At 65.9% G+C, this 18,207-nt stretch carries 19 protein-coding genes and 1 riboswitch; of the genes, 9 read left to right on the top strand and 10 right to left on the bottom strand.

Annotated elements, in window-relative coordinates:
• Positions 1–46: 46 nt before the first annotated feature.
• Entirely contained in the window at positions 47–1,219 is a 1,173-nt protein-coding gene (locus tag ADBZ9O_RS25030; protein WP_526525727.1) for an NADH:flavin oxidoreductase, read from the top strand.
• A gap of 6 nt (positions 1,220–1,225) precedes the next feature.
• On the opposite strand, the gene ADBZ9O_RS25025 is transcribed toward ADBZ9O_RS25030, so the two are convergent.
• On the bottom strand, positions 1,226–1,816 hold the full coding sequence (locus ADBZ9O_RS25025; RefSeq protein WP_526525726.1) for a TetR/AcrR family transcriptional regulator: 591 nt from the start codon (positions 1,814–1,816) through the stop codon (positions 1,226–1,228).
• Positions 1,817–1,871: 55 nt separating this feature from the next.
• Between ADBZ9O_RS25025 and ADBZ9O_RS25020 the strand changes: the two genes are divergently transcribed.
• Positions 1,872–2,648: an SDR family NAD(P)-dependent oxidoreductase gene (locus tag ADBZ9O_RS25020; protein WP_526525724.1), complete on the top strand. Its 777-nt coding sequence runs from the start codon at positions 1,872–1,874 to the stop codon at positions 2,646–2,648.
• 11 nt (positions 2,649–2,659) lie between these two features.
• Here the strand turns inward: ADBZ9O_RS25020 and ADBZ9O_RS25015 are convergent, their stop codons facing one another.
• From ADBZ9O_RS25015 to ADBZ9O_RS24990, 6 genes are all read right to left on the bottom strand, one after another.
• Complete coding sequence (locus tag ADBZ9O_RS25015; RefSeq protein WP_526525723.1) at positions 2,660–3,154, bottom strand: GreA/GreB family elongation factor; 495 nt, start codon at positions 3,152–3,154, stop codon at positions 2,660–2,662.
• A gap of 28 nt (positions 3,155–3,182) precedes the next feature.
• Entirely contained in the window at positions 3,183–3,650 is a 468-nt protein-coding gene (locus ADBZ9O_RS25010; RefSeq protein ID WP_526525722.1) for a GreA/GreB family elongation factor, read from the bottom strand.
• Positions 3,651–3,768: 118 nt separating this feature from the next.
• Positions 3,769–5,037 (bottom strand): NAD(P)/FAD-dependent oxidoreductase, encoded by a 1,269-nt coding sequence (locus ADBZ9O_RS25005; RefSeq protein WP_526525721.1) that lies wholly within the window; start codon positions 5,035–5,037, stop codon positions 3,769–3,771.
• A 121-nt stretch (positions 5,038–5,158) separates the two neighbouring features.
• Complete coding sequence (locus ADBZ9O_RS25000; protein ID WP_526525720.1) at positions 5,159–6,685, bottom strand: PucR family transcriptional regulator; 1,527 nt, start codon at positions 6,683–6,685, stop codon at positions 5,159–5,161.
• 29 nt (positions 6,686–6,714) lie between these two features.
• The gene (locus tag ADBZ9O_RS24995; RefSeq protein ID WP_526525719.1) at positions 6,715–7,551 is read right to left on the bottom strand and encodes a class I SAM-dependent methyltransferase; all 837 of its coding nucleotides are present in this window, start codon (positions 7,549–7,551) and stop codon (positions 6,715–6,717) included.
• Between the two features lie 10 nt (positions 7,552–7,561).
• The gene (locus ADBZ9O_RS24990; RefSeq protein ID WP_526533470.1) at positions 7,562–8,368 is read right to left on the bottom strand and encodes a TetR/AcrR family transcriptional regulator; all 807 of its coding nucleotides are present in this window, start codon (positions 8,366–8,368) and stop codon (positions 7,562–7,564) included.
• A gap of 91 nt (positions 8,369–8,459) precedes the next feature.
• Here ADBZ9O_RS24990 and ADBZ9O_RS24985 point away from each other — a divergent pair, with 91 nt between their 5' ends.
• The 3 genes from ADBZ9O_RS24985 (at position 8,460) to ADBZ9O_RS24975 (ending at position 11,821) form a co-directional block, all read left to right on the top strand.
• The gene (locus tag ADBZ9O_RS24985; RefSeq protein ID WP_526525717.1) at positions 8,460–10,028 is read left to right on the top strand and encodes an FAD-dependent oxidoreductase; all 1,569 of its coding nucleotides are present in this window, start codon (positions 8,460–8,462) and stop codon (positions 10,026–10,028) included.
• 135 nt (positions 10,029–10,163) lie between these two features.
• Complete coding sequence (locus ADBZ9O_RS24980; RefSeq protein WP_526525715.1) at positions 10,164–11,255, top strand: catalase family peroxidase; 1,092 nt, start codon at positions 10,164–10,166, stop codon at positions 11,253–11,255.
• Positions 11,252–11,821 carry a cytochrome b gene (locus ADBZ9O_RS24975; RefSeq protein WP_526525714.1) on the top strand — a complete coding sequence of 190 codons (570 nt, stop codon included), beginning with the start codon at positions 11,252–11,254 and terminating at the stop codon, positions 11,819–11,821. The genes ADBZ9O_RS24980 and ADBZ9O_RS24975 overlap by 4 nt, the downstream gene beginning before the upstream one ends.
• A 299-nt stretch (positions 11,822–12,120) precedes the next feature.
• Here ADBZ9O_RS24975 and ADBZ9O_RS24970 read toward each other — a convergent pair whose 3' ends face one another.
• Together ADBZ9O_RS24970 and ADBZ9O_RS24965 are read right to left on the bottom strand one after the other, a co-directional pair.
• Positions 12,121–12,543 carry a DUF4189 domain-containing protein gene (locus tag ADBZ9O_RS24970; protein ID WP_526525712.1) on the bottom strand — a complete coding sequence of 141 codons (423 nt, stop codon included), beginning with the start codon at positions 12,541–12,543 and terminating at the stop codon, positions 12,121–12,123.
• A 123-nt stretch (positions 12,544–12,666) separates the two neighbouring features.
• Positions 12,667–13,284, bottom strand: coding sequence for a TetR/AcrR family transcriptional regulator (locus ADBZ9O_RS24965; protein ID WP_526525711.1), 618 nt, complete (start codon positions 13,282–13,284; stop codon positions 12,667–12,669).
• A gap of 104 nt (positions 13,285–13,388) precedes the next feature.
• Here ADBZ9O_RS24965 and ADBZ9O_RS24960 point away from each other — a divergent pair, with 104 nt between their 5' ends.
• From ADBZ9O_RS24960 to ADBZ9O_RS24950, 3 genes are all read left to right on the top strand, one after another.
• A complete protein-coding gene (locus tag ADBZ9O_RS24960) occupies positions 13,389–14,825 on the top strand; it encodes an amino acid permease (RefSeq protein ID WP_526525710.1) in 1,437 nt (478 codons plus the stop codon).
• On the top strand, positions 14,822–16,519 hold the full coding sequence (locus tag ADBZ9O_RS24955) for an amidohydrolase (RefSeq protein ID WP_526525709.1): 1,698 nt from the start codon (positions 14,822–14,824) through the stop codon (positions 16,517–16,519). Before ADBZ9O_RS24960 ends, ADBZ9O_RS24955 begins: the two co-directional genes overlap by 4 nt.
• A 48-nt stretch (positions 16,520–16,567) precedes the next feature.
• A riboswitch (TPP riboswitch) is annotated at positions 16,568–16,676 on the top strand.
• Complete coding sequence (locus ADBZ9O_RS24950) at positions 16,668–17,300, top strand: ECF transporter S component (RefSeq protein ID WP_526525708.1); 633 nt, start codon at positions 16,668–16,670, stop codon at positions 17,298–17,300. It overlaps the preceding riboswitch by 9 nt.
• 87 nt (positions 17,301–17,387) lie before the next feature.
• Here the strand turns inward: ADBZ9O_RS24950 and ADBZ9O_RS24945 are convergent, their stop codons facing one another.
• The gene (locus ADBZ9O_RS24945; protein WP_526525707.1) at positions 17,388–17,561 is read right to left on the bottom strand and encodes a CsbD family protein; all 174 of its coding nucleotides are present in this window, start codon (positions 17,559–17,561) and stop codon (positions 17,388–17,390) included.
• Between the two features lie 389 nt (positions 17,562–17,950).
• Between ADBZ9O_RS24945 and ADBZ9O_RS24940 the strand changes: the two genes are divergently transcribed.
• Positions 17,951–18,172: a hypothetical protein gene (locus tag ADBZ9O_RS24940; RefSeq protein WP_526525705.1), complete on the top strand. Its 222-nt coding sequence runs from the start codon at positions 17,951–17,953 to the stop codon at positions 18,170–18,172.
• The last annotated feature ends 35 nt before the right edge of the window (positions 18,173–18,207 follow it).

The following is an 18,207-nucleotide window of genomic DNA, read 5'->3' as shown; positions in this document are numbered from 1 at the left end:
GGATTGCTTCTTGTCAGGGACGCACGCGTGCTACCTTACGATACCAATGGCATCGAAACTAGATTCGGCGGCGTTCACTCCGATGGCGCTGGGGCCGCTGACGCTGAAGAACCGGTTCATCAAGGCCGCCACGTTCGAGGGCCGGATGCCGCGCGGCGAGGTCACCGACGACCTGGTCGACTTCCACGTCGAGGTCGCACGCGGCGGTGCGGCGATGACCACCGTGGCCTACTGCGCAATCTCCGACGGTGGCCGGGTGCATCGCGACACCATGGTGCTGGACGGCAGGCGCGCCATGGCTTTGCGCCGGCTGACCGATGCGGTGCACGCCGAGGGCGCGCTGGTCTGCGCCCAGATCGGACACGCGGGTCTGGTCGCCAACACCCGGTCCAACCGCGCGAAGACACTGGCGCCGTCGACCCGGCTCAGTGCCCCGGCCATGGGCCTGGTGCGCGGCGCCACCACCGGCCAACTCGACGAGGTGATCAGCGACTTCGGTGCTGCTGCACGCAATGCCGTCGATGCGGGTTTCGATGCCATCGAGGTGCATCTGGGCCACGGCTATCTGGTGAGTTCGTTCTTCAGCCCGAATCTGAACAAGCGCACCGACCGCTACGGTGGCGATATGGTGCGGCGGGCCGAACTGGCTCGCCGGGTTGTCGAGCGGGTGCGTCGCGACGCCGGTGACAGCGTCGCCATCACCGCCAAGTTCAACATGGACGACGGCGTCCGGGGCGGGTTCTGGCTTACCGACAGCCTGCCGACGGCCCGGCTGCTGGAAACCGACGGGCATCTGGACGCACTCGAACTCACCGGCGGCAGTTCACTGTTGAACCCCATGTACTACTTCCGCGGCGACGTCCCGATGGCCGAGTTCATCGCCTCCCAGCCCGCCATCGTCGGGCTGGGTCTGCGCGTCATCGGGTCTCGGATGTTCCGCACCTACCCCTTTGAAGAGGCGTTCTTTTTGCCGCAGGCCCGGCAGTTCCGGGAGGCCATATCCATGCCGCTGATCCTGTTGGGCGGGGTCAACACCATGGACACCGTCGACACCGCGATGACCGAGGGCTTCGAATTCGTTGCCATGGCACGGGCGTTGCTGCGTGATCCGGATCTGGTCAACAAGTTTCACGCGGAGACCACCCGCGAAGGGTTGTGCGTGCACTGCACGAAGTGCATGGCGACGATCTATCAGGGCACCCACTGCGTGCTGCGCTGACGCCGCTTACGCGCGCCTTGGAGTGAGCGCGATGGTGTCGATCATGGCGTTGGCGATGCCGTTCCTCGTCTGAGCGTCGACCCCCGCCTTGGCGAGCGCCTCGAGCCCACGATGCGTCGTCAGGATCAGCCCGCCGAGCACCGCGGCGTCGGCGGCCGGATCAAGATGCCCCGCACGCTGAGCCTGCTCGACAAGGTGGCGACAGCTCTCCAGCAGCGTCTCGTACGCCGCGAGCGACCGTGCCGCGATGGCGTCGTTCTCCCACGCCAGTTCGGCGGTCGCCTTTGCCAACAGGCAACCTCGCCGGTCGGTGCAGCCCTCCGGTGACGTCAGCCAGTTGCGAATGCGGTCCAGCGCCTGATCGTCCGGGCCTTCCAGCAGTGCGGCGACACCCTCCTCGGCGCCCGCGCAATAATCCTCGAAAATCCGCTGAAACAACGCCTCCTTGTCGCCGAACGCGCCGTAGAGACTGCCCTTACTGAGCCCCGTCACTCGGGAGAGATCCTCCACCGAGGTGCCGTGATACCCGGTTTCATTGAACAGCTGACGCGCAGCGACCATCACCTCGTGCTCGTCGAACTTGCGCGGTCGTGCCATTCCGCAAGCGTACGCAATTCTGGACGTTCGGTCCAAAATCCGTATAGTGGACCGTATGTTCACAACCCCAGCGTCTGACCCCTCTGAGTTCTCCGGCAAGCGCGCGGTCGTCACGGGAGGTTCGCGCGGAATCGGCGCGGCCATCGTCCAGCGGCTACTCGACGGCGGCGCGACCGTTGTCACCACGGCACGCAACGCCACCGACGAGACGCCGAAGGCGGCCACCTTCATCCACGGCGACATCAGTACGCTCGCGGGCGTGCAGGCGTTCGCCGCGGCTGCGCTCAACGAACTGGGCGGCGTTGACATCGCGGTCAACAACGCTGCGGCCGCACGCGCCCACGTCGGTGGCATCTCAACGATCCCCGATGAGGAATGGCTCGACGCGCTGCACCTCAACTATCTCTCCGCCGTCAGGGTCAACAACGCGCTCTTGCCGGCGCTGCGCGAAGCCGGAGCAGGCAGCGTGATCGTGAACATCTCATCGGGAGCGGCGCTCACACCCGCACCGCCGTTGGCCCACTATGGTGCCGCCAAGGCCGCGCTCAACGCCTACAGCAAGGCGCTCGCTGCCGAACTCGCGCCGGCCGGTATCCGCGTCACCACGATCGTGCCCGGCAACGTGCTCACCCCGGGCGCCGACGCCATCCGCCAGGACTTCGCCGATTCGATGGGCGTCTCGCTCGCCGACACCACAGCGGGTATCCCGCTGGGGCGTCCCGGAGACCCGCGCGACATCGCCGAGGCCGTCGCCTACCTCGCCTCGGACCGAGCGCAATGGGTCACCGGCACCAGCCTGGTCGTCGACGGCGGCGAACTTCCCATCATTTAGCTCGGCTTGCGCTATGAGGGCACGCAAGCCGCGCTGCGCTGACCCAACTCGGCGTGCTGGAGGCCATAGGGCAGTACCTTGAGCACCGTGACAGCCAGGGTGGCGCCGTCGGACAGGCGGTAGGTGCGACCCTCACCGGGGCATGCGCCTGCAATGGCCGCGCCTAACCCGGATGTGATGGGGTACACCGCCATATCGGCGTAGTCGGCGTCATGCACCCCCAGTAAAAAGGTGTCGGTATCGCCGGTGGCGTCGTAGCGGACAGAGACGACCATGCCAGGTTCGGCGATCCCATCGTCGGGCGGATCCTCGCCGACCACAGCGTTGATCAGTAGATCGTGGATCTGCTGAATGCGGTGCGCCCACGCGCGCCGGACCGCATTGGCGTTTTCGTCGGCGTCGTCATCGGCGACTCCGTTGGAGAACAGAAAATGCAGGGTATCGAGTTCTCGATGCAGTCGTTGGTGGGCTTGTACCGAAATCCAGACTCGTGTTGGCGTACGCATGCCAGTTCCTTCCATGATTTGGCCCGCACTAAGCGGTGGATCGGACACGGGATATCGAGTCGTGGCTGCCGTACGGCGCGGCCGTGAGCAGCGTGACGGGCAGATCAGCCCCACTGGGGATGGAACAGGTGCGTTGTTCGCCCGGGCGTGCTCCGGCGATCGCACTGCCCAGCGGTGACTGCATCGAATACACCTCCATTCCAGCATCTTCGGCGCCGCGGACGCCGAGCAAGAATGTTTCGACCTCGCCGGTGTCGTCGTAACGGACGGTCAGAACCATGCCGGGCTCTGCGACGCCATCGTCGGGTGGGTCCTCCCCGACGAGGGCGTTGGTCAGCAGGTGCGCAATGTCACCGATCCGTGCCTTCCTGGCGGCGTTGTCCACGGCTGGGTCGTCGCCGACGTCCGTGCCGGAATGCGAACGCAGGACGACCAGTTCAGCCTGCAGGCGAGTGCGTGCCTGCGGTGTCATCCAAATACCCTTACTTTCAGTCATTTTCAGCACAAGCCTTCGCGTGTAGGGGATTGCCGTCAGGGGCGGGTCAATGCAGAGCGCCGCCCCTGACGACTGGGGGAAAGTAGTGCGTGCGCGGGTCCGGCAGGTGGCAGGTGGGTCAGCGGCCGGGTCGGCGTTGTGGGTCGAAATCGCGCAGCGCTTCCGGTTGCTTACCGGTGGTGATGTATTCAGCCAACAGGCGTCCGGTCACCGGGCCGTGCGCCAGCCCCCACATGCCATGTCCGCCAGCCACATACAGACCGCGGGACAACTCGCCGATCAGCGGGCGGCCGTCCGGTGTGATGGGGCGCGGGCCGACCCACGTGTCGGTGCGCTCAGCCCACCGCACCCCGTCCAGAAGTGGACTCGCGGCAGCCACGATGGCACCGACCCGTTCCGCAACTGCCGGCTCGTCGGGTCCGCGGAACTCCATCGTGCCCGCGACTCGCAGGACGCCCTGGTAAGGCGTACACGCGACCCTGGCCTCCGGCAGGTAGATCGGGCCGGGAAGGGGGCGGTCGACGGGCACCGTGAACGAGTATCCGCGGCCGGCCCGCACCGGCACCCGTGCGCGTCGGCGCGCCAGCCGTGACAACCACGCGCCGGTCGCGATGACCGCGGTGTCCGCGGTCAACGGCATATCGTCGCCGCGTGAGTGAATCGTGACACCACGTCCAAAGGGCAACACGTCGGTGACCTGCAGTGTGCGCATCGTGGCGCCCCGGGCGGCAACGGCGTCGCCGAGCGCAACGACGAAGCGGCCCGGATCGATGAAACGCTGGCCGTTGATGTTCAGTGCAGCGGTGATGGCCGAAGACGCCAGCGGTACGTGTTCGCGCAGCGCAGCACCCGATAATTCGGTGACGGAGACCTCCTGCCCGGCGAGTTCCAGCTGACGAAGGTCGGCCAGCATGCGCTCTGCGGCATCGGGGGTGCGGAAGACCGCGGTGATCGGGGCGTCGGTCACCGGCGCGTTGACTCCGTTGGCGACGAGCACGTCGAACGCTTCGATGCATTCCTCGTTGAGCGGCATGTTGGCCCGCACCGCCCGGTTCCACGAGGAGCGCCGACAGTTGGCTGCGAACTGGAGCAGGAAACGTGCCAGCCCGGCGTCCGCTGTCAGCGGGATGTGCAACGGTGCGGCGGGGTCGAGCAGGGACCGCAGCCCGTAACGCAGCACGCCGGGGGAGTTCAGCGGAAGGGTGAGCGTCGGCGCGATCCACCCGGCGTTACCCCAGGAGGCGCCGGCGGCGACCCCGGTGCGGTCCACCACCGTGACCTCGAGGCCGCGTTCCTGCAGGAACCACGCGGTCGACAACCCGACGATGCCCGCACCGACCACGATGGCCGATCGCGGCCCGCCGTCCATCCGCTCGACGCCGTTCATCACATGCCTCCACACTTCGCACTCGGACTGTCGTCCCCATGGTGGTGTGGCTGGTCACGGGATGGTTTGGACCGCCAGGACAACCGCGACCCGGTTTGTTGTGGCGATCGGACAACGCGGTTCAGTCGCTGTCGGCGGCCGCCAGCTCGATCATCATGGCGAGTCGCTTTTTGGCGTCGTCGAGTTGCAAGTGGGTGATCTCGGACATCTTGCGCAGCCGGTATCGCACGGTGTTTTCGTGCACACCCAGCCGCACACCGGCCTCGGTGGGATCGCCTTGAGCCTCCAACCACGCCTGCAGGGTCGCCACGTACTCGGTGGCGTTGGCCCGGTCGTGGCGCCGCAGCTCGGCCACCGGGCCCCGGTCGGGGGACCGACCCGAACGCGCGGCCGTGCGTAGCCGCTGCAACAGGATGTCGTCCCACGACTCGTCATAGGCCGGGGGCCAGGCGATGGAGCCGGAACTCAGCCGCAACGCCAGGCACTCGTCGGCCTCGTCGCGCGCGGTAGGGAGCTCCGTCGCGAGTGCGGCGCCACTGATGCCGGCCGCGACGGTCAGTCCCTCGGGTAGTGCCGCACGTAGACCGCTGACCCAGCGCCGGGCGGTGTCTGCGGTCGCGCCAGGGAGCAGCGTGTACACGGTGTTGCCTGCCAGCGCGCTGCGTCCGGGTCGTGACCAACCGAAGCCGGTGGTGGCGCGTTCAAACGCCAACAGCAGTGCGGCATCACGTTCGGCACCGAGAAATGCCTGCAGTGCGATCACCCGTAACTGGTTGTGCTGCAGACCAAGTCGGCTGGCCGCGGTGTCAGCGTCGGCGGTGCCCTCAAGCAGCCGCATCACAAGTTCGGACTCAACCTGGCGCTCCAGGTCGGCGCTGGCGCGCGACCGCAGCAGGTGCAGCGCAACGGTGCGGGCGCCGTCGGTCAACGCAGCGCGCGCCGCACCGTTCAGCGGCGCCGAGCACGCGACCCACACAGATCCCATCAGCTCTCGCCCCGAGCGCACCGCGACCACCATGCGCCCAGTCAGGCCCAGCCCGGTGTTCTCGGGGACGAACAGCGGATCCTCGGACGCCTCCAGGTGTGCGAAGACCCCATGGTCTGCGAAGAACATTCGCAAATTTTCCGGTGCTTGACGGTTGACGATGGTGGCCACCCGGGCCGGGTCGGCGTGTTGCTGCAACTTCGAGTAGGCCATCACCCGGCAACGGCCGTCCTCAATTGTCACCGCGCCACCGGTCGCCTCCGCCAAGCTGTCGGCAAGTGCGAAGAGATCCGTTGGGCCACGGCCGGATTCGGTCTCCCGTCCCTCCAAGACCAGCCCATAGGTAATCGCCGCCAACTCGCTCCACGACACGGCCGGGTCAACCAGCATGACCGCGACGCCGTCGTCGAGACCGGTGAACCCGGTGTCATCGTCGTCACCGCGCATCAACACGACGACCGCACGCGCCGAGGTTGCCCACTGCACGGCTTCCTCGACGGTCCGTGCGCCGATGCCCAACAGCACGTCACCGAGGACGGTGCGCTCGTCGGTCACCTCGTGCAGGATGACGCTGCCCAGCTCAGTGGACCGCGGGATAGGGCAGTGTCGCAAGCGGACGCCATAACTGCCCAGCACATTGACCAGGCGGTCTAACGTGACCACGGGTCACTCCTCTTGCTGTCGTGCGAGGCTCAGCCGAATTCGAGCAAGGTGTAGGCGCCGCGAAATTGCTTCGTCAGCGGGAACTGCCAGAACGCCGGAAAGATCTTCTCGAACGCCAGGCCCCGGCCGCGCGGCATCGGCAAGTCGTGCACGGCGCGGATCCCCGGCACAGTGTTGGCCAAATCCGCCAGTTGGGCCGCTGACAGACTGAACGGCATCGGGGGAACCCGGTACCGCCGGCTGGCCCGCATTCCGTTCGGAGCGAGTCTTTTCACCAGGACCGGCGGCAGATCGAAGATCATCTGACCACCAGGAAAACGGCGGGCACACTCCCTGATCAGGCTCATCGATTCTTCGGGTTGCAGATACATCAGCAGACCCTCAGCGGTGATGAAGACTCCTTTGCTGGCGTCCACCTTGTCCATCCACGCGAAGTCCAGGGCCGACTGAGCCAGGTTGGTGATCCGGGCAGAGGTGGGCAGCAGGCGTTCACGCAGGTCGATGATCGGCTGGAAATCGACAGTGAGCCAACGGAATTCGGCATCGGGTAGCCTGCTGTTGAGGCGCCAGAAGCTGGTTTGCAGGCCCTCGGCGAGCGCGACGACGGTGGCGGACGGATGCGTGGACAGGTACTGGGCTGCGGCGCGGTCGAAGGCCAGTGATCGCAAAGCCATTTCCTGACCTTTGCGGCCGAACTTGTCGAAGTCGAAGTCGATGGCATCGACGAGTCGGATCGCCATCGGGTCGGTGATGATGGCCTTCGGGTGGCGGGCTTGATGTGCCCTGCCGTTGAGCGTCAACAACGCGGTTTCCGAGACTCCGGTCAGCGTGCTGGCGTCGGCCCTGTCATCGTGTGCGTGGTCCACCGGTACAAACCTACCCGTGTGGTGACGTGGACCGTTCGGCGAGCGGGTGGACCCCGACGGCGCGCACGAAGGTATCAGCGAACACGTCGCAGACGGTGTCGATATCGGGTAACGGCAGTGTCTTCTGGGCGGCGGGTCGGGTGAACAGGTGGAAGGCCATGGGCGCGATAAGTTGTTGCGCTAGTAGGGGTGCGGGCAGATCGCGGATGTGTCCGGCATGAATCTGCGCTGCCAGCCACTGGCCCAGCACGCCGAGCATCCGGGGTCCGGCATGTCCAACCAGGGATTCCGTGGCCGGGCTATCGGGCCGTGCGAACGTCTCGGAGAACAGGGCCGGCATCACGCGGGGTTCGCGGCTGAGTGCCTGGGCCATCACCCGGTAGAACGCCTGGACAGTGGAGCGCAGATCTCCGTGCGGCTCACCGAAGAACTTCTCGAAGTCGTGGATGGGGCTGTGCTGTTCGAATACGGCGCCCATCAGCCCGTCGCGGCCACCGAATGCAGCGTGCAGGCTATATACCGAGCACTCGGCCCTGATGGCAATAGCTTCCAAAGTAGCTGTAGCAAGGCCAGATTCGCTGATCAACGCGGCTGCAGCATCCACCGCACGGATCCGCACCGGAGGCTGGCCTCCCGGGTCCACGCCTGCGGTGCGCACTGCGGCATCCAACGCGGCGCGGGATCCGCCCAGCCGGCGTAACAACGTGCTTCGCGAGATTCCCGCCTCGCTGGCGATGGCGGAGACCGGAACGTCCGCGACGTCTCTGCCGACGGCTTCGGCGGCTCGCAGGGCGGCGGCGACCAGGTCGGCCCCCACGATGCTGTCATCGCCGCGCTTTACAGGATCTGACACATGACCTAACGTAGTCTGTATAGCAGTTTCACGCAATCGTTGGGGAGTGGACGACATGACCGCTGCAGAGATACGTGTCGACGATATTCCGGTGGTGGACACCGAGGTGTTGGTGGTCGGAGCGGGTCCGACCGGTTTGATGGCCGGTTTGGTGCTGTCCCGCCGGGGCGTGGCCACGGTGGTCATCGATCGCAAGGCCGGTCCGACGCGGGAATCCAAGGCATTGGCTGTGCAGGCGCGCACCATGGAAATCTATGACCAGCTGGGGCTCGCGGAGACGGTGCTGGCCGGCGCCTTTCCGGCGACGACAATGCGCATCGGCTCATCTGTCACCGCGGCTGGACCCGACATCGCGCGAATGATGGCTTCTGCCACTCGATTTGGCGGTCTGCAGATCTTCGAACAGAGCCGCAATGAGCAACTTCTGAGTGAGACGCTGAGCGCCGAGGGCGGCGACATTCGGTGGCGGCACCGGCTGATCGATCTGGCGGACAACACGCGCGAACCGGATGGCCGGGTGGAAGCACTCGTCGAGTCCGAGGGCGACCGAGCGCTGATCAGGATTCGGGCCAGGTGGTGCATCGGCGCTGACGGAGCATCCTCGGCGGTGCGGCGGGCATTGAATGTGCCCTTCGACGGCACGACCGACGAAGCGACGTTCTGGGTCGCCGATGTCCACGACGTGCGCGGCGTGCCCAACGGATCGATGAACATACGATTCGGCAACACCACGTTCGCCATACTCTTCCCTCTCGGGCCCGGCGGACATACGCGATTCGTCGCCTTGGCCCCCAAGGATCAGATCACCCAGGACGAGGCGCTAGCCGCGGCAGATGCTGAGTTCGGTCTGACGCACGGCGCGGTCGATTGGTTCTCCACCTACCGGGTCCATCATCGCGTCGCCACCAAGTTTCGGGTGGGTTCGGTGTTCCTTGCCGGCGACGCCGCCCATGTACATTCCCCGGTCGGGGGGCAAGGCATGAACACCGGCTTGCAGGACGCGCACAACCTGGCCATGTTGTTGGCTGACGTGGCGCAAGGCCGAGTCCAGTCGCAGGCGCTGGATCGCTACGAACGTGAACGCCGGCCCGTCGCGCTGAAACTCATCAACGTCACCGATCGTGCTTTCGGGTTCGTCGGTCGTCGCACCCCGGGGGCAGCGTTGTTCCGCAAACTCGTCGGTGGCCCGTGGGGCAAAGTCGTTCCGCTGATCAGCAATACGAAAGCCGGTTCGCACGTCGGCGGACTGCTAGGGCAGTACCGCATTCACTACCACTTCACCGACGATAACGATGTGCCGGTGTGGGCGCAGGATCCCGTCGTGGGCCGTCGCGTGCCACCGGTGGGCGTGCCACCCGTGGATGGCAACCAGGAGGCGCTGCGGGCCATGAATTGGCAGCTGCACACCTACGGGGCTGGGGAGGTGGCGCCGCCCACCGTCCCGGATTGGATAATCGGGCCGACCGACTTCGGCCCCGACCCGCAGGCACGGCTGCGTCCCGACCGGATCTACCTGATTCGGCCCGACGAGTTCGTCGCCGCCTCGATACCACTGCAGGGCAACCAGGTCGATTCTGCCCAGCTACGCGCGGCGGTGACCGCCCACCTGCTGGTGACGGGCTAGCCATACCTGCTAGCCGGTATAGGTCGTTGGCTGCTAGCAGTGATGCCGCTGCGGGCGGGCGCGACGACGATTCTGGCAGCGGGTACGTCTCCCGCGCCCAGACACCGCCCTCGGATGCCGAAAGGTCGCCACCTGATGCCGGAGCACCCACCGGGCCTGAACTGGCGCGGCACCCCGTTGAGTCGACGCGCCATTCTGGCCGGGTTGGGGGCGGTGGGCGCCTTCGTGGCCGTGGACCTTGGCGCCGTCGCCTATGCCAATAATTGGATCGGCTCTCGTGCGACCTTGACCCGCCAGACGTTCATTGACGGATTCCGTACCGTCTTCGGTACCCACCCTGGATTCCGCAGGAACCACGCCAAAGGCGTTGCGGTGACGGGCTTCTTCGACAGCAACGGCAACGGTGCCGAACTGTCCACGGCCGTGGTCTTTGCGCCGGGTCGGACGCCGGTGACCGGGCGGTTCTCCCTCGCTGGAGGAAACCCATCGGTCGCCGACACGCCGTCGGTGGCGCGTGGCCTCGGTTTGGCGTTCGGATTTCCCGGTCGCGACCAGTGGCGCACCGCCACCCTGAATACACCGGTCTTCCTGGATAACTCCCCGCAAGGTTTCTACGACCGGTTGCTCGCCTCGAAGGTTGACGCCGCTACCGGCAAGCCCGACCCTGACGCGATGGCCCGCTTCAACGCCGCCCACCCAGAGACGGTTGCCGCCACGGCCATCATCAAAAAGCACCCCCCGACAACAGGTTTCGCTGATAGCACCTTCGCTGGTCTCAACACATTCTTCTTTATCGGCGCCTCCGGGACGCACACGCCAGTGCGATGGGTCTTCGTGCCCAGCCAAACCGCCCTGCCGGCAGCACCCGGGGGCCACAACGCGCTGTTCGACGCGCTGGTGCGGCAGTTACGCACCGGCCCGGTGCAGTGGAAGCTGCACCTGATCGTCGGCGAACCGTCGGATCCGGTGAATGATGCCACCCTGCCGTGGCCCGCCGACCGACGCGTGATCGAGGCCGGAACCTTGACCCTGGACGCCGCCGAAACCGAAGAGCCGGGTAACGCCCGCGACGTCAATTTCGACCCACTGGTCCTGCCGGCCGGCATCGAACCCTCCGATGACCCGCTGCTGAGCGCACGGTCATCGGTGTACGCGGCGTCCTATAGGTTGCGCACCGGCGAGTCCGCTGCACCGTCAGCGGTACAGGTCGATGCGGTGACACCATGACCGCGACTAAGACTAAGACTAAGACTAAGACCAAGACCAACATCCAGCGATACCCATTGCGCACCCGCATCTTTCACTGGGTCACCGCCACACTGGTATTCACCACGCTGCTGGTGGGTTTCGTCATGGTCAACTCGCTGAGCTCCTATGCTGCACTGATCAGCGTGCACGTGACGCTCGGCATCACGATCCTGGCTATCACTCTCGCCCGCGCCGCCAACCGGTTCACTCACCGAACTCCACGGCTACCGGAAACCGTCGGGCCGCTGGAACACAAGCTGGTCGTCGGGTCGGAACTGGCCATGTACGGGCTGCTGCTGGTGCAGCCACTGATCGGCTGGGCGATGGAATCGGCCGCCGGCCGACCCGTCGTCGTCTTCGGGCTGGTCCGACTACCCGGTATCGCACCGTTCGACGCTGACACCTTTTTTATTCTGCGCCAGACACATTCGGTACTGGCTTATCTGCTGGTCGCAGCGATCGCAGCGCACGTCAGTGCGATTCTGCTGCACACCCTGACGCTGCGTGATCGCATGCTCTCGCGGATCACGTTCACCGCTCGGTGACGTCGGGAGTTGCGTTTACCAGCTCCAGATCAGGCCGCGGCGATTGTCCCCGCGCCTGGGCGTGATCTCCCCAACGTGAGGAGCGCGCGACTGGGGGACGGCCTTGATTGACACGCTGCCACTGGTCTCGCACCTGACATGGCTGCCCGCATCGACACAGGTCTGTCCGGCACCGGTGGCCACGGGGGCCGAAATCATTGCTGCCGCAACCACAGCCACCGTCAGCAGTGAACTTTTTCCGCGCATGCTCATACCGATCTTCTCGTTGCTACGAATGTGTTGTGCGACCCGAACCCGCGTCATGACGGGCAGACCGAGACCAGAATCCGAGCGCCCGGGTCGAGGGGCGCATCGGCGTCCTGGGAATGAGCGAACGCATCAGCACGGGCAGCCTCGATCGTCGGTCCTGCGCCGCCGGAGACGATTCCGCTGTCGTCGCTGGCGCCGACGGACACTACACACAGATTGTCGTTGGTGACCTCGTCGCGGCTGCACTGGTCGGCGCCCGCCTGCTGGCACGCGGCGATCACGGCCGCTGAGGCGGCCTCGTTGGTGGGGCCTGCCGCGGAAAAGCCGGCAAGCGCTCCGTCGAGCACGCCGGATCCGACGGCCCGAGAGAGATCATCACCGCCTTCGACCACGCCGTCGGGCCCGCCGGCCCAGGCCGAACCGGCAGACAACGTTGACACGACGACGCCCAGGGCGAATACGGTGGAAGCCATGCGGATGTGGGCCATTCGGGTCCTGTCTTTCAAGCTGGTCAGCGTGGTGAACCGCCACTGTAGCGGCACTGGGCTATCGAGTATCGCGCTTCGCGCCGGGGAATTGCGCCGTGCCGGGATGGCTCAGCGTTCGGCCGTAACGTGCGTTGGGGGACAACCCAGTTCTCGCGCCACAGCGTGCATGGCGTCCACCGCCGTTTCTACCGTCATCAGGGCGTTGCCGCCGACGATGTGCAACCCGTAGGCATCCTCAAGGGCCACGAATGTCATCGCGAGTTGGTCGTCGTCGAGCGCGGGGGTGAATGCCCCCGACCGTCGTCCCGCGGTGAAGATGCCGCGGTAGGTGTCCAGCTGCCGCAGATACATTTTCTGCACCAGCTCGTCATGGAGCGCGGAATTGCCTGCCAGGAAGTCGAATTCGTACAGCAGGCGCATGAGCGCATCATCGGGGCCGCTGGGCAAGCCGGCCCGGATCGCCGTCTCCAGTTGGCCGCGGGGATCGGTGGTCTCGGCGATCAGGCGGTCGCGATCATCACAGAACCGCTCAACGCCCGCCGAGTGTGCCTCGACGAGTAACCCGTCGAGGTCGCCGTAGTAGTACAACACCGTGCCCCGGCTCAGGCCGGCCTGCTCGGCGACGTCGGTAAGGGACAGCGACCGCAATCCGCGCTTCTGGCCGGCGGTGTACGTCGCCTCGATGAGGGCCTGCCGCCGAGCTCCCTGGTTACGGGGTCGGGCCATGGGGTTGACAGTAATCCACGTCACGTGCGAGCCTGCACATCATTCCTTGACAGTAACGTCAAAGAATTATTGAGGCCAGGCCTCCCGATGAAATCGAGACCTCGATGTCGCATCCGAGCACGCTGCCGCCGGCAGCTGAACCCGAAGCCGCCGCCGCGTCGGCCACCTACGAAGGGACGCTGTCGCGATCGCTCGGCGTCGGTGGAAACGTCCTGATCACGTTGTCAGGCATCTCGCCGGCGTCGAGTGTCTTCGTGCTCGGCGGGGCGGCGTTGGCGACCTACGGCACCGGCGTGTTCTGGGGATTCGCCATCGCGGGTGTGATCAGCCTGCTCATCGCCTACTGCTACGCCGAGTTGGCATCGCGCCACCCGGTCGCCGGCGGGGACTACTCACTGGTCAGCCGTACCCTCGGACCTGCGGCGGGCGTCGCGATCTTCTTCGTCGGTCTGGTCACCTTGCCGCTGATCGTGGCGGTGTTCGCCCTCGGCGTCGCGGACTATCTCGGCGTCGCGATCGGCGGCCTCGACCCGGTATGGACAGCGGTCGTGGTGACGATTCTCGCCACGGCGACGGCATGCCTGAACATTCGCGCCAACGCGTGGGTGACAGGAGCGTTTCTGTTCGTCGAGATGGCGGCGTTGGGGTTGCTCACCGTGCTGGGTCTGGTGCATATCGAGCGCCCGCTCACCGCGCTGCTGAGCCCGCAGGCCATCGACGCGGCGACCGGGGGATTGGCGCCGTTGGGTATCGCGGGGCTGGTGATCGCGGTGACCCAGGGCATCTTCTCGTTCAACGGATATGGCGGCGCCGTGTACTTCGCCGAAGAAACCAAGAATGCGCGCCGCACCATCGCCAGGGCCGTGCTGTGGAGTGCGGTCATCACCATCCTCGCGGAGATCATTCCGCTGGCCGCCATCCTGCTCGGCACCAACTCGCTCGGCGACCTGTTCAGTGCGGACCTTCCCGTCGAGGCGTTCCTCGACGAGCGCGCCGGGCATGCCGTCGCCGTCTTCGTCCTGGTGTCCATCGCGCTGGCGATCGTCAACGCCATCATCGCCATCGCATTGCAGTCCGGACGACTGCTGTTCGCCGCCGCGCGCGACCAAGCCATGCCCGCAGCGATCGCCGCGCCGCTGACCCGGGTGTCGGCCACAGCGAAGATGCCGTGGGTGGCCACCATCGTGATGGGCGTGCTCGCGGTCGCCGGCTGCCTGATTCCGATGAACGTGCTGCTCAACGCCACCGGCTCGACCCTGGCCTTCAGCTACGGCTTCATCGCGCTGTCGGCGATTGTCATGCGACGCAAGTCCGGCAGGACCGGTTACCTGATGCCGCTGTGGCCGCTGCCCCCGATCGTTGCGCTGATTGCCATCGTCACGATCTTCGTGCTCGGACTGCTCGATCCGAACCAGTGGCTGAGCCTGGGCATCGCGGTCGGCATCATCGCGACAGGGTTTCTCTACTACTTCTGCTACCTGCGCACGCGTGCAGGCACCCATCTATTGCTGCTCGAGGTTTCAGACGAGGACGGACAATGACCGATCTGCTCATCACCGGGGCGCGCGTACGCACCTTCGACGACACCACACCGTGGGCCGAAGCGGTCGGCATCACCGACGGACTGATCAGCTACGTCGGAACCACGGCCGACGCGCCGTCCGCCAGTCGCCGTATCGACGCAACGGGCCGGTTGGTCACGCCCGGCATCATCGACAGTCACAACCACCTGCTGCTCGGCTTCGACGACGACGCGGTCTCACTCGAAGGGGCTCACACCCTGGCCGAGGTGCGCATGCGCATCGCCGAATTCGCCACGCGCAGAACCGATCTCGACTGGATTTGCGCCGAGAATGCGGTGTACTCGATCGTCGAGGGCCGCAGGCCCAATTTCGCCGACCTCGACGGCCTGACCGACAAGCCGATCTTCGTCACCACCTACGACCAGCATTCGGTGTGGCTGAACCGTTCGGCACTGGCGTTGCTCGGCATTGCCAGTGGCACCGACATCGCGTGGGGCAGGCCCGAACGCGATGAGGACACCGGTGAACCGACCGGCTGGGTGACCGACTTCTACACCAGCGCAATGACAGAAGCGGGCCTGGCCGCGCTGCAGCGCGACATTCCGATGTACTCACCGGAGCGGCGATACCGCAAGCTGCAGTCGAGCATGCGGATGGCCACGGCGCTCGGTATCACCACGGTCGTCGAACCCCAGGTGCCGCTGGCGGAACTCTCGTTGTTCCAGCGCGCCCTCGCAGAAGGGGTTCTCACGTCGCGGGTGATTGCGGCGCTGTTCCACCCCGTCGGAGCCGACGGTGCGTTTCGGCAGCGTCTGCGCGACGCCGTCGACGGTGCGGTGGCCGATCCGATGCTGCGGCTCGGCCCGGTCAAGCTCTACGCAGACGATGTCATCGAGCCGCATACCGCGCTGATGCTCGACGATTACGCCAATCGGCCCGGCGTGCGGGGGCGTCCCAGTTATCCAGGGCGCGAACTCATCAGCGTGATGGGCGAACTCGACCGGATGGGTTTCCAGACGCACACCCACGCCACCGGTGATGCGGGCATCCGGCTCACACTGGATGCCATCGAGGACGCTGCCCGGACCAACCGCACGGTGGACCGTCGACACGGCATCGTCCACGTCGAGTGCCTGCACCCCGAGGATCTACCGCGTTTTCATGCCCTTGGCGTGACCGCTGCCATGCAGCCGCGGCACTGCTCGCCCGATCTGGTGGCCGGCACCTGGATGGATAACGTCGGCGAACAACGCTGGGACCGCGCCTGGCGGTTTCGCAGCCTGCTCGATTCTGGCGCGACCGTGGCGTTTTCCAGCGACTGGCAGGTCGGCGAGATGGATCCCCTGGTCGGTGTCTACTCCGCGGCGACGCGTGCACGTCTCGACGGGTCTGCGCCCTGGACTCCTGACGAACGCGTCGACCTGGACCGGGCGCTGGCGGCTTACACGGTGCACGGAGCGCGGGCCTGGCACGCGGAGCGCGACCGCGGGCGGATAGCGGAGGGCATGCTGGCTGACCTGGTGGTGTGGTCCGACGACCTCTACTCCCACCAGCACGCACCTCAAGAGCTGTTGAAGCAGCATGCGGAGGTCACGCTGGTCGGGGGACGGATAGCCCATTCGGCAGGCGCGATCACCGACCGTGTCGGCGCTGCGCTACCCGAGGACCCGGTGAGCGCGGGGACAGCGGCACCGGACGTGCACTGTCACTGAAATGCGCAGGCCAAAACATCCACGGTGCTCGCTGCGCTAGGTTATGAGTCGCAACCACACGGGAGTGCACACCAGGTGCGCTGAGAGGACGGCTGGGCCGTCGACCGTACGAACCTGACCGGGTAATGCCGGCGTAGGGAGTGAAGTGATGAGTAGTAATTCTGTTGTTGGACCCACAGCAGGCGCTGGCCAGGCCTATCGATGGCGCGTAGTAGACATCGTGGTGGCCAGCGTGCTCGCCGTCGCGGCCGGGTTGGTGTTCGTCTTGTGGAACATCGCGTCCAATCCGATCGGCGCACCACTGGGTGCACTCCTGCCGGGTTTCCAGGCGTTGCTCGGCGGAGGTTGGCTTTTCGCCGGCGTTCTCACTGCTCTGGTCATCCGCAAACCGGGTGCCGCGCTCTACGGTGAACTGGTCGCTGCGACCGTGTCGGCCCTGGTCGGCAACCAGTGGGGTGTGCTGACCTTGGAATCTGGACTGGTCCAAGGCCTGGCCGCGGAACTCGTGTTCGCGGTGTTCTTGTATCGGGTGTGGAATCTGCCCGTGGCGTTGTTATCGGGTGCCGTCGCCGGCCTGGGCTTGGCGATCAACGACCTGATTCTTTGGTATCCCGGTTCGGCGGCGTCGTTTTCAGTCGTCTACATCGTCTCGGCGGTCATCTCCGGTGCTGTCATCGCAGGCGGTCTGTCCTGGTACGTGGTCCGCGGGTTGGCCAGGACCGGCGCCCTGTCGCGTTTCGGTTCGGGGAGGGTCGGCGCGCGCCGGGCCGCGTCGCACTGATCGACTAAGGCACGGCCGGGCCGCGCCGTACACCGCTCAATACGGCAGGTGTAGGCGCGGCCCGCCCGGATCCGGCAGGGTCCGTTGTCAGCTGGTGAACGTGTCCTTGATGTTCTCGCCGACCTTCTTCACACCCGAAACACCTTGATCCTTTTGGCCTTCAGCCTTCAGATCGTCGTTACCGGTGACGTCACCGACGACCTCCTTGGCCTTGCCGATCGCGTCCTCGGCGGCATTCTTGGCCTTGTCGACAATTCCCATTTTCATTCCTCTCCATGGTGGTTGCTGAGCCGGAATTAGTTCCAGATCAGAGGATCTCGTGCGGGCGAACTCGCGTGAGGTTCTGATGATTAGTCGGGGCGCGCCTCGATACGAGCACCTGCCGCAGGCGTGAGGACGGTCACACCGATTACCTTGGGATGCAACGCAATCGACGGCCCGGGCATCACCGCGCCTTGGCAGTCGGTTTGTCTGCAGCGCACGGAATGTTTGACGTGGCGCCCGCGGTGGTAGGCGTCGAGCTGAACGGAGCGATCTCCACATGACCGACAGGAGCCACAGTGGCGCAGATCACTCCCAGGCGACGTGCTGAAAGTGCCGCCGCCGCCGACTAAACAACGGGCCCCACTGCCTATCCTCGAAAGGTCACCATGCTGGCACTCCTGAGTTCACCTGTTCGGCGTTGGCTGCTGGCCGCGCTTCTCTTACCCGCCATCGCTTTCGTCTTGTCCAAGCTGGGCCTCTACCTGCAGCGACGTAACGGCGGCACGCCGACCAGAACCTCGCGCATCGTGCTGGCGATCTCCCGTCGCACCCGCCGGCTCTCCGGCGACCGTCAAGCCGCCGACACCCTGCCGCAGCCGGCGCGCTAGGCCCGGGCGCGGGTGCGGAACGCCTCCGAGATGCT

The sequence above is a fragment of the Mycobacterium sp. genome (genome assembly GCF_965229105.1).
In the GTDB taxonomy this organism is placed as follows: domain Bacteria; phylum Actinomycetota; class Actinomycetes; order Mycobacteriales; family Mycobacteriaceae; genus Mycobacterium.
Note: the sequence above shows the minus strand (reverse complement) of the source record. Positions and strands in the feature narration are given on the sequence as shown.

Coding starts and splice junctions, on each gene's coding strand:
- ADBZ9O_RS25030 (WP_526525727.1), top strand. CDS start 47: ATGGCATCGAAACTAGATTCGGCGGCGTTCACTCCGATGGCGCTGGGG.
- ADBZ9O_RS25025 (WP_526525726.1), bottom strand. CDS start 1,816: ATGGCACGACCGCGCAAGTTCGACGAGCACGAGGTGATGGTCGCTGCG.
- ADBZ9O_RS25020 (WP_526525724.1), top strand. CDS start 1,872: ATGTTCACAACCCCAGCGTCTGACCCCTCTGAGTTCTCCGGCAAGCGC.
- ADBZ9O_RS25015 (WP_526525723.1), bottom strand. CDS start 3,154: ATGCGTACGCCAACACGAGTCTGGATTTCGGTACAAGCCCACCAACGA.
- ADBZ9O_RS25010 (WP_526525722.1), bottom strand. CDS start 3,650: ATGACTGAAAGTAAGGGTATTTGGATGACACCGCAGGCACGCACTCGC.
- ADBZ9O_RS25005 (WP_526525721.1), bottom strand. CDS start 5,037: ATGAACGGCGTCGAGCGGATGGACGGCGGGCCGCGATCGGCCATCGTG.
- ADBZ9O_RS24985 (WP_526525717.1), top strand. CDS start 8,460: ATGACCGCTGCAGAGATACGTGTCGACGATATTCCGGTGGTGGACACC.
- ADBZ9O_RS24980 (WP_526525715.1), top strand. CDS start 10,164: ATGCCGGAGCACCCACCGGGCCTGAACTGGCGCGGCACCCCGTTGAGT.
- ADBZ9O_RS24975 (WP_526525714.1), top strand. CDS start 11,252: ATGACCGCGACTAAGACTAAGACTAAGACTAAGACCAAGACCAACATC.
- ADBZ9O_RS24970 (WP_526525712.1), bottom strand. CDS start 12,543: ATGGCTTCCACCGTATTCGCCCTGGGCGTCGTCGTGTCAACGTTGTCT.
- ADBZ9O_RS24965 (WP_526525711.1), bottom strand. CDS start 13,284: ATGGCCCGACCCCGTAACCAGGGAGCTCGGCGGCAGGCCCTCATCGAG.
- ADBZ9O_RS24960 (WP_526525710.1), top strand. CDS start 13,389: ATGTCGCATCCGAGCACGCTGCCGCCGGCAGCTGAACCCGAAGCCGCC.
- ADBZ9O_RS24955 (WP_526525709.1), top strand. CDS start 14,822: ATGACCGATCTGCTCATCACCGGGGCGCGCGTACGCACCTTCGACGAC.
- ADBZ9O_RS24950 (WP_526525708.1), top strand. CDS start 16,668: ATGAGTAGTAATTCTGTTGTTGGACCCACAGCAGGCGCTGGCCAGGCC.
- ADBZ9O_RS24945 (WP_526525707.1), bottom strand. CDS start 17,561: ATGGGAATTGTCGACAAGGCCAAGAATGCCGCCGAGGACGCGATCGGC.
- ADBZ9O_RS24940 (WP_526525705.1), top strand. CDS start 17,951: ATGCTGGCACTCCTGAGTTCACCTGTTCGGCGTTGGCTGCTGGCCGCG.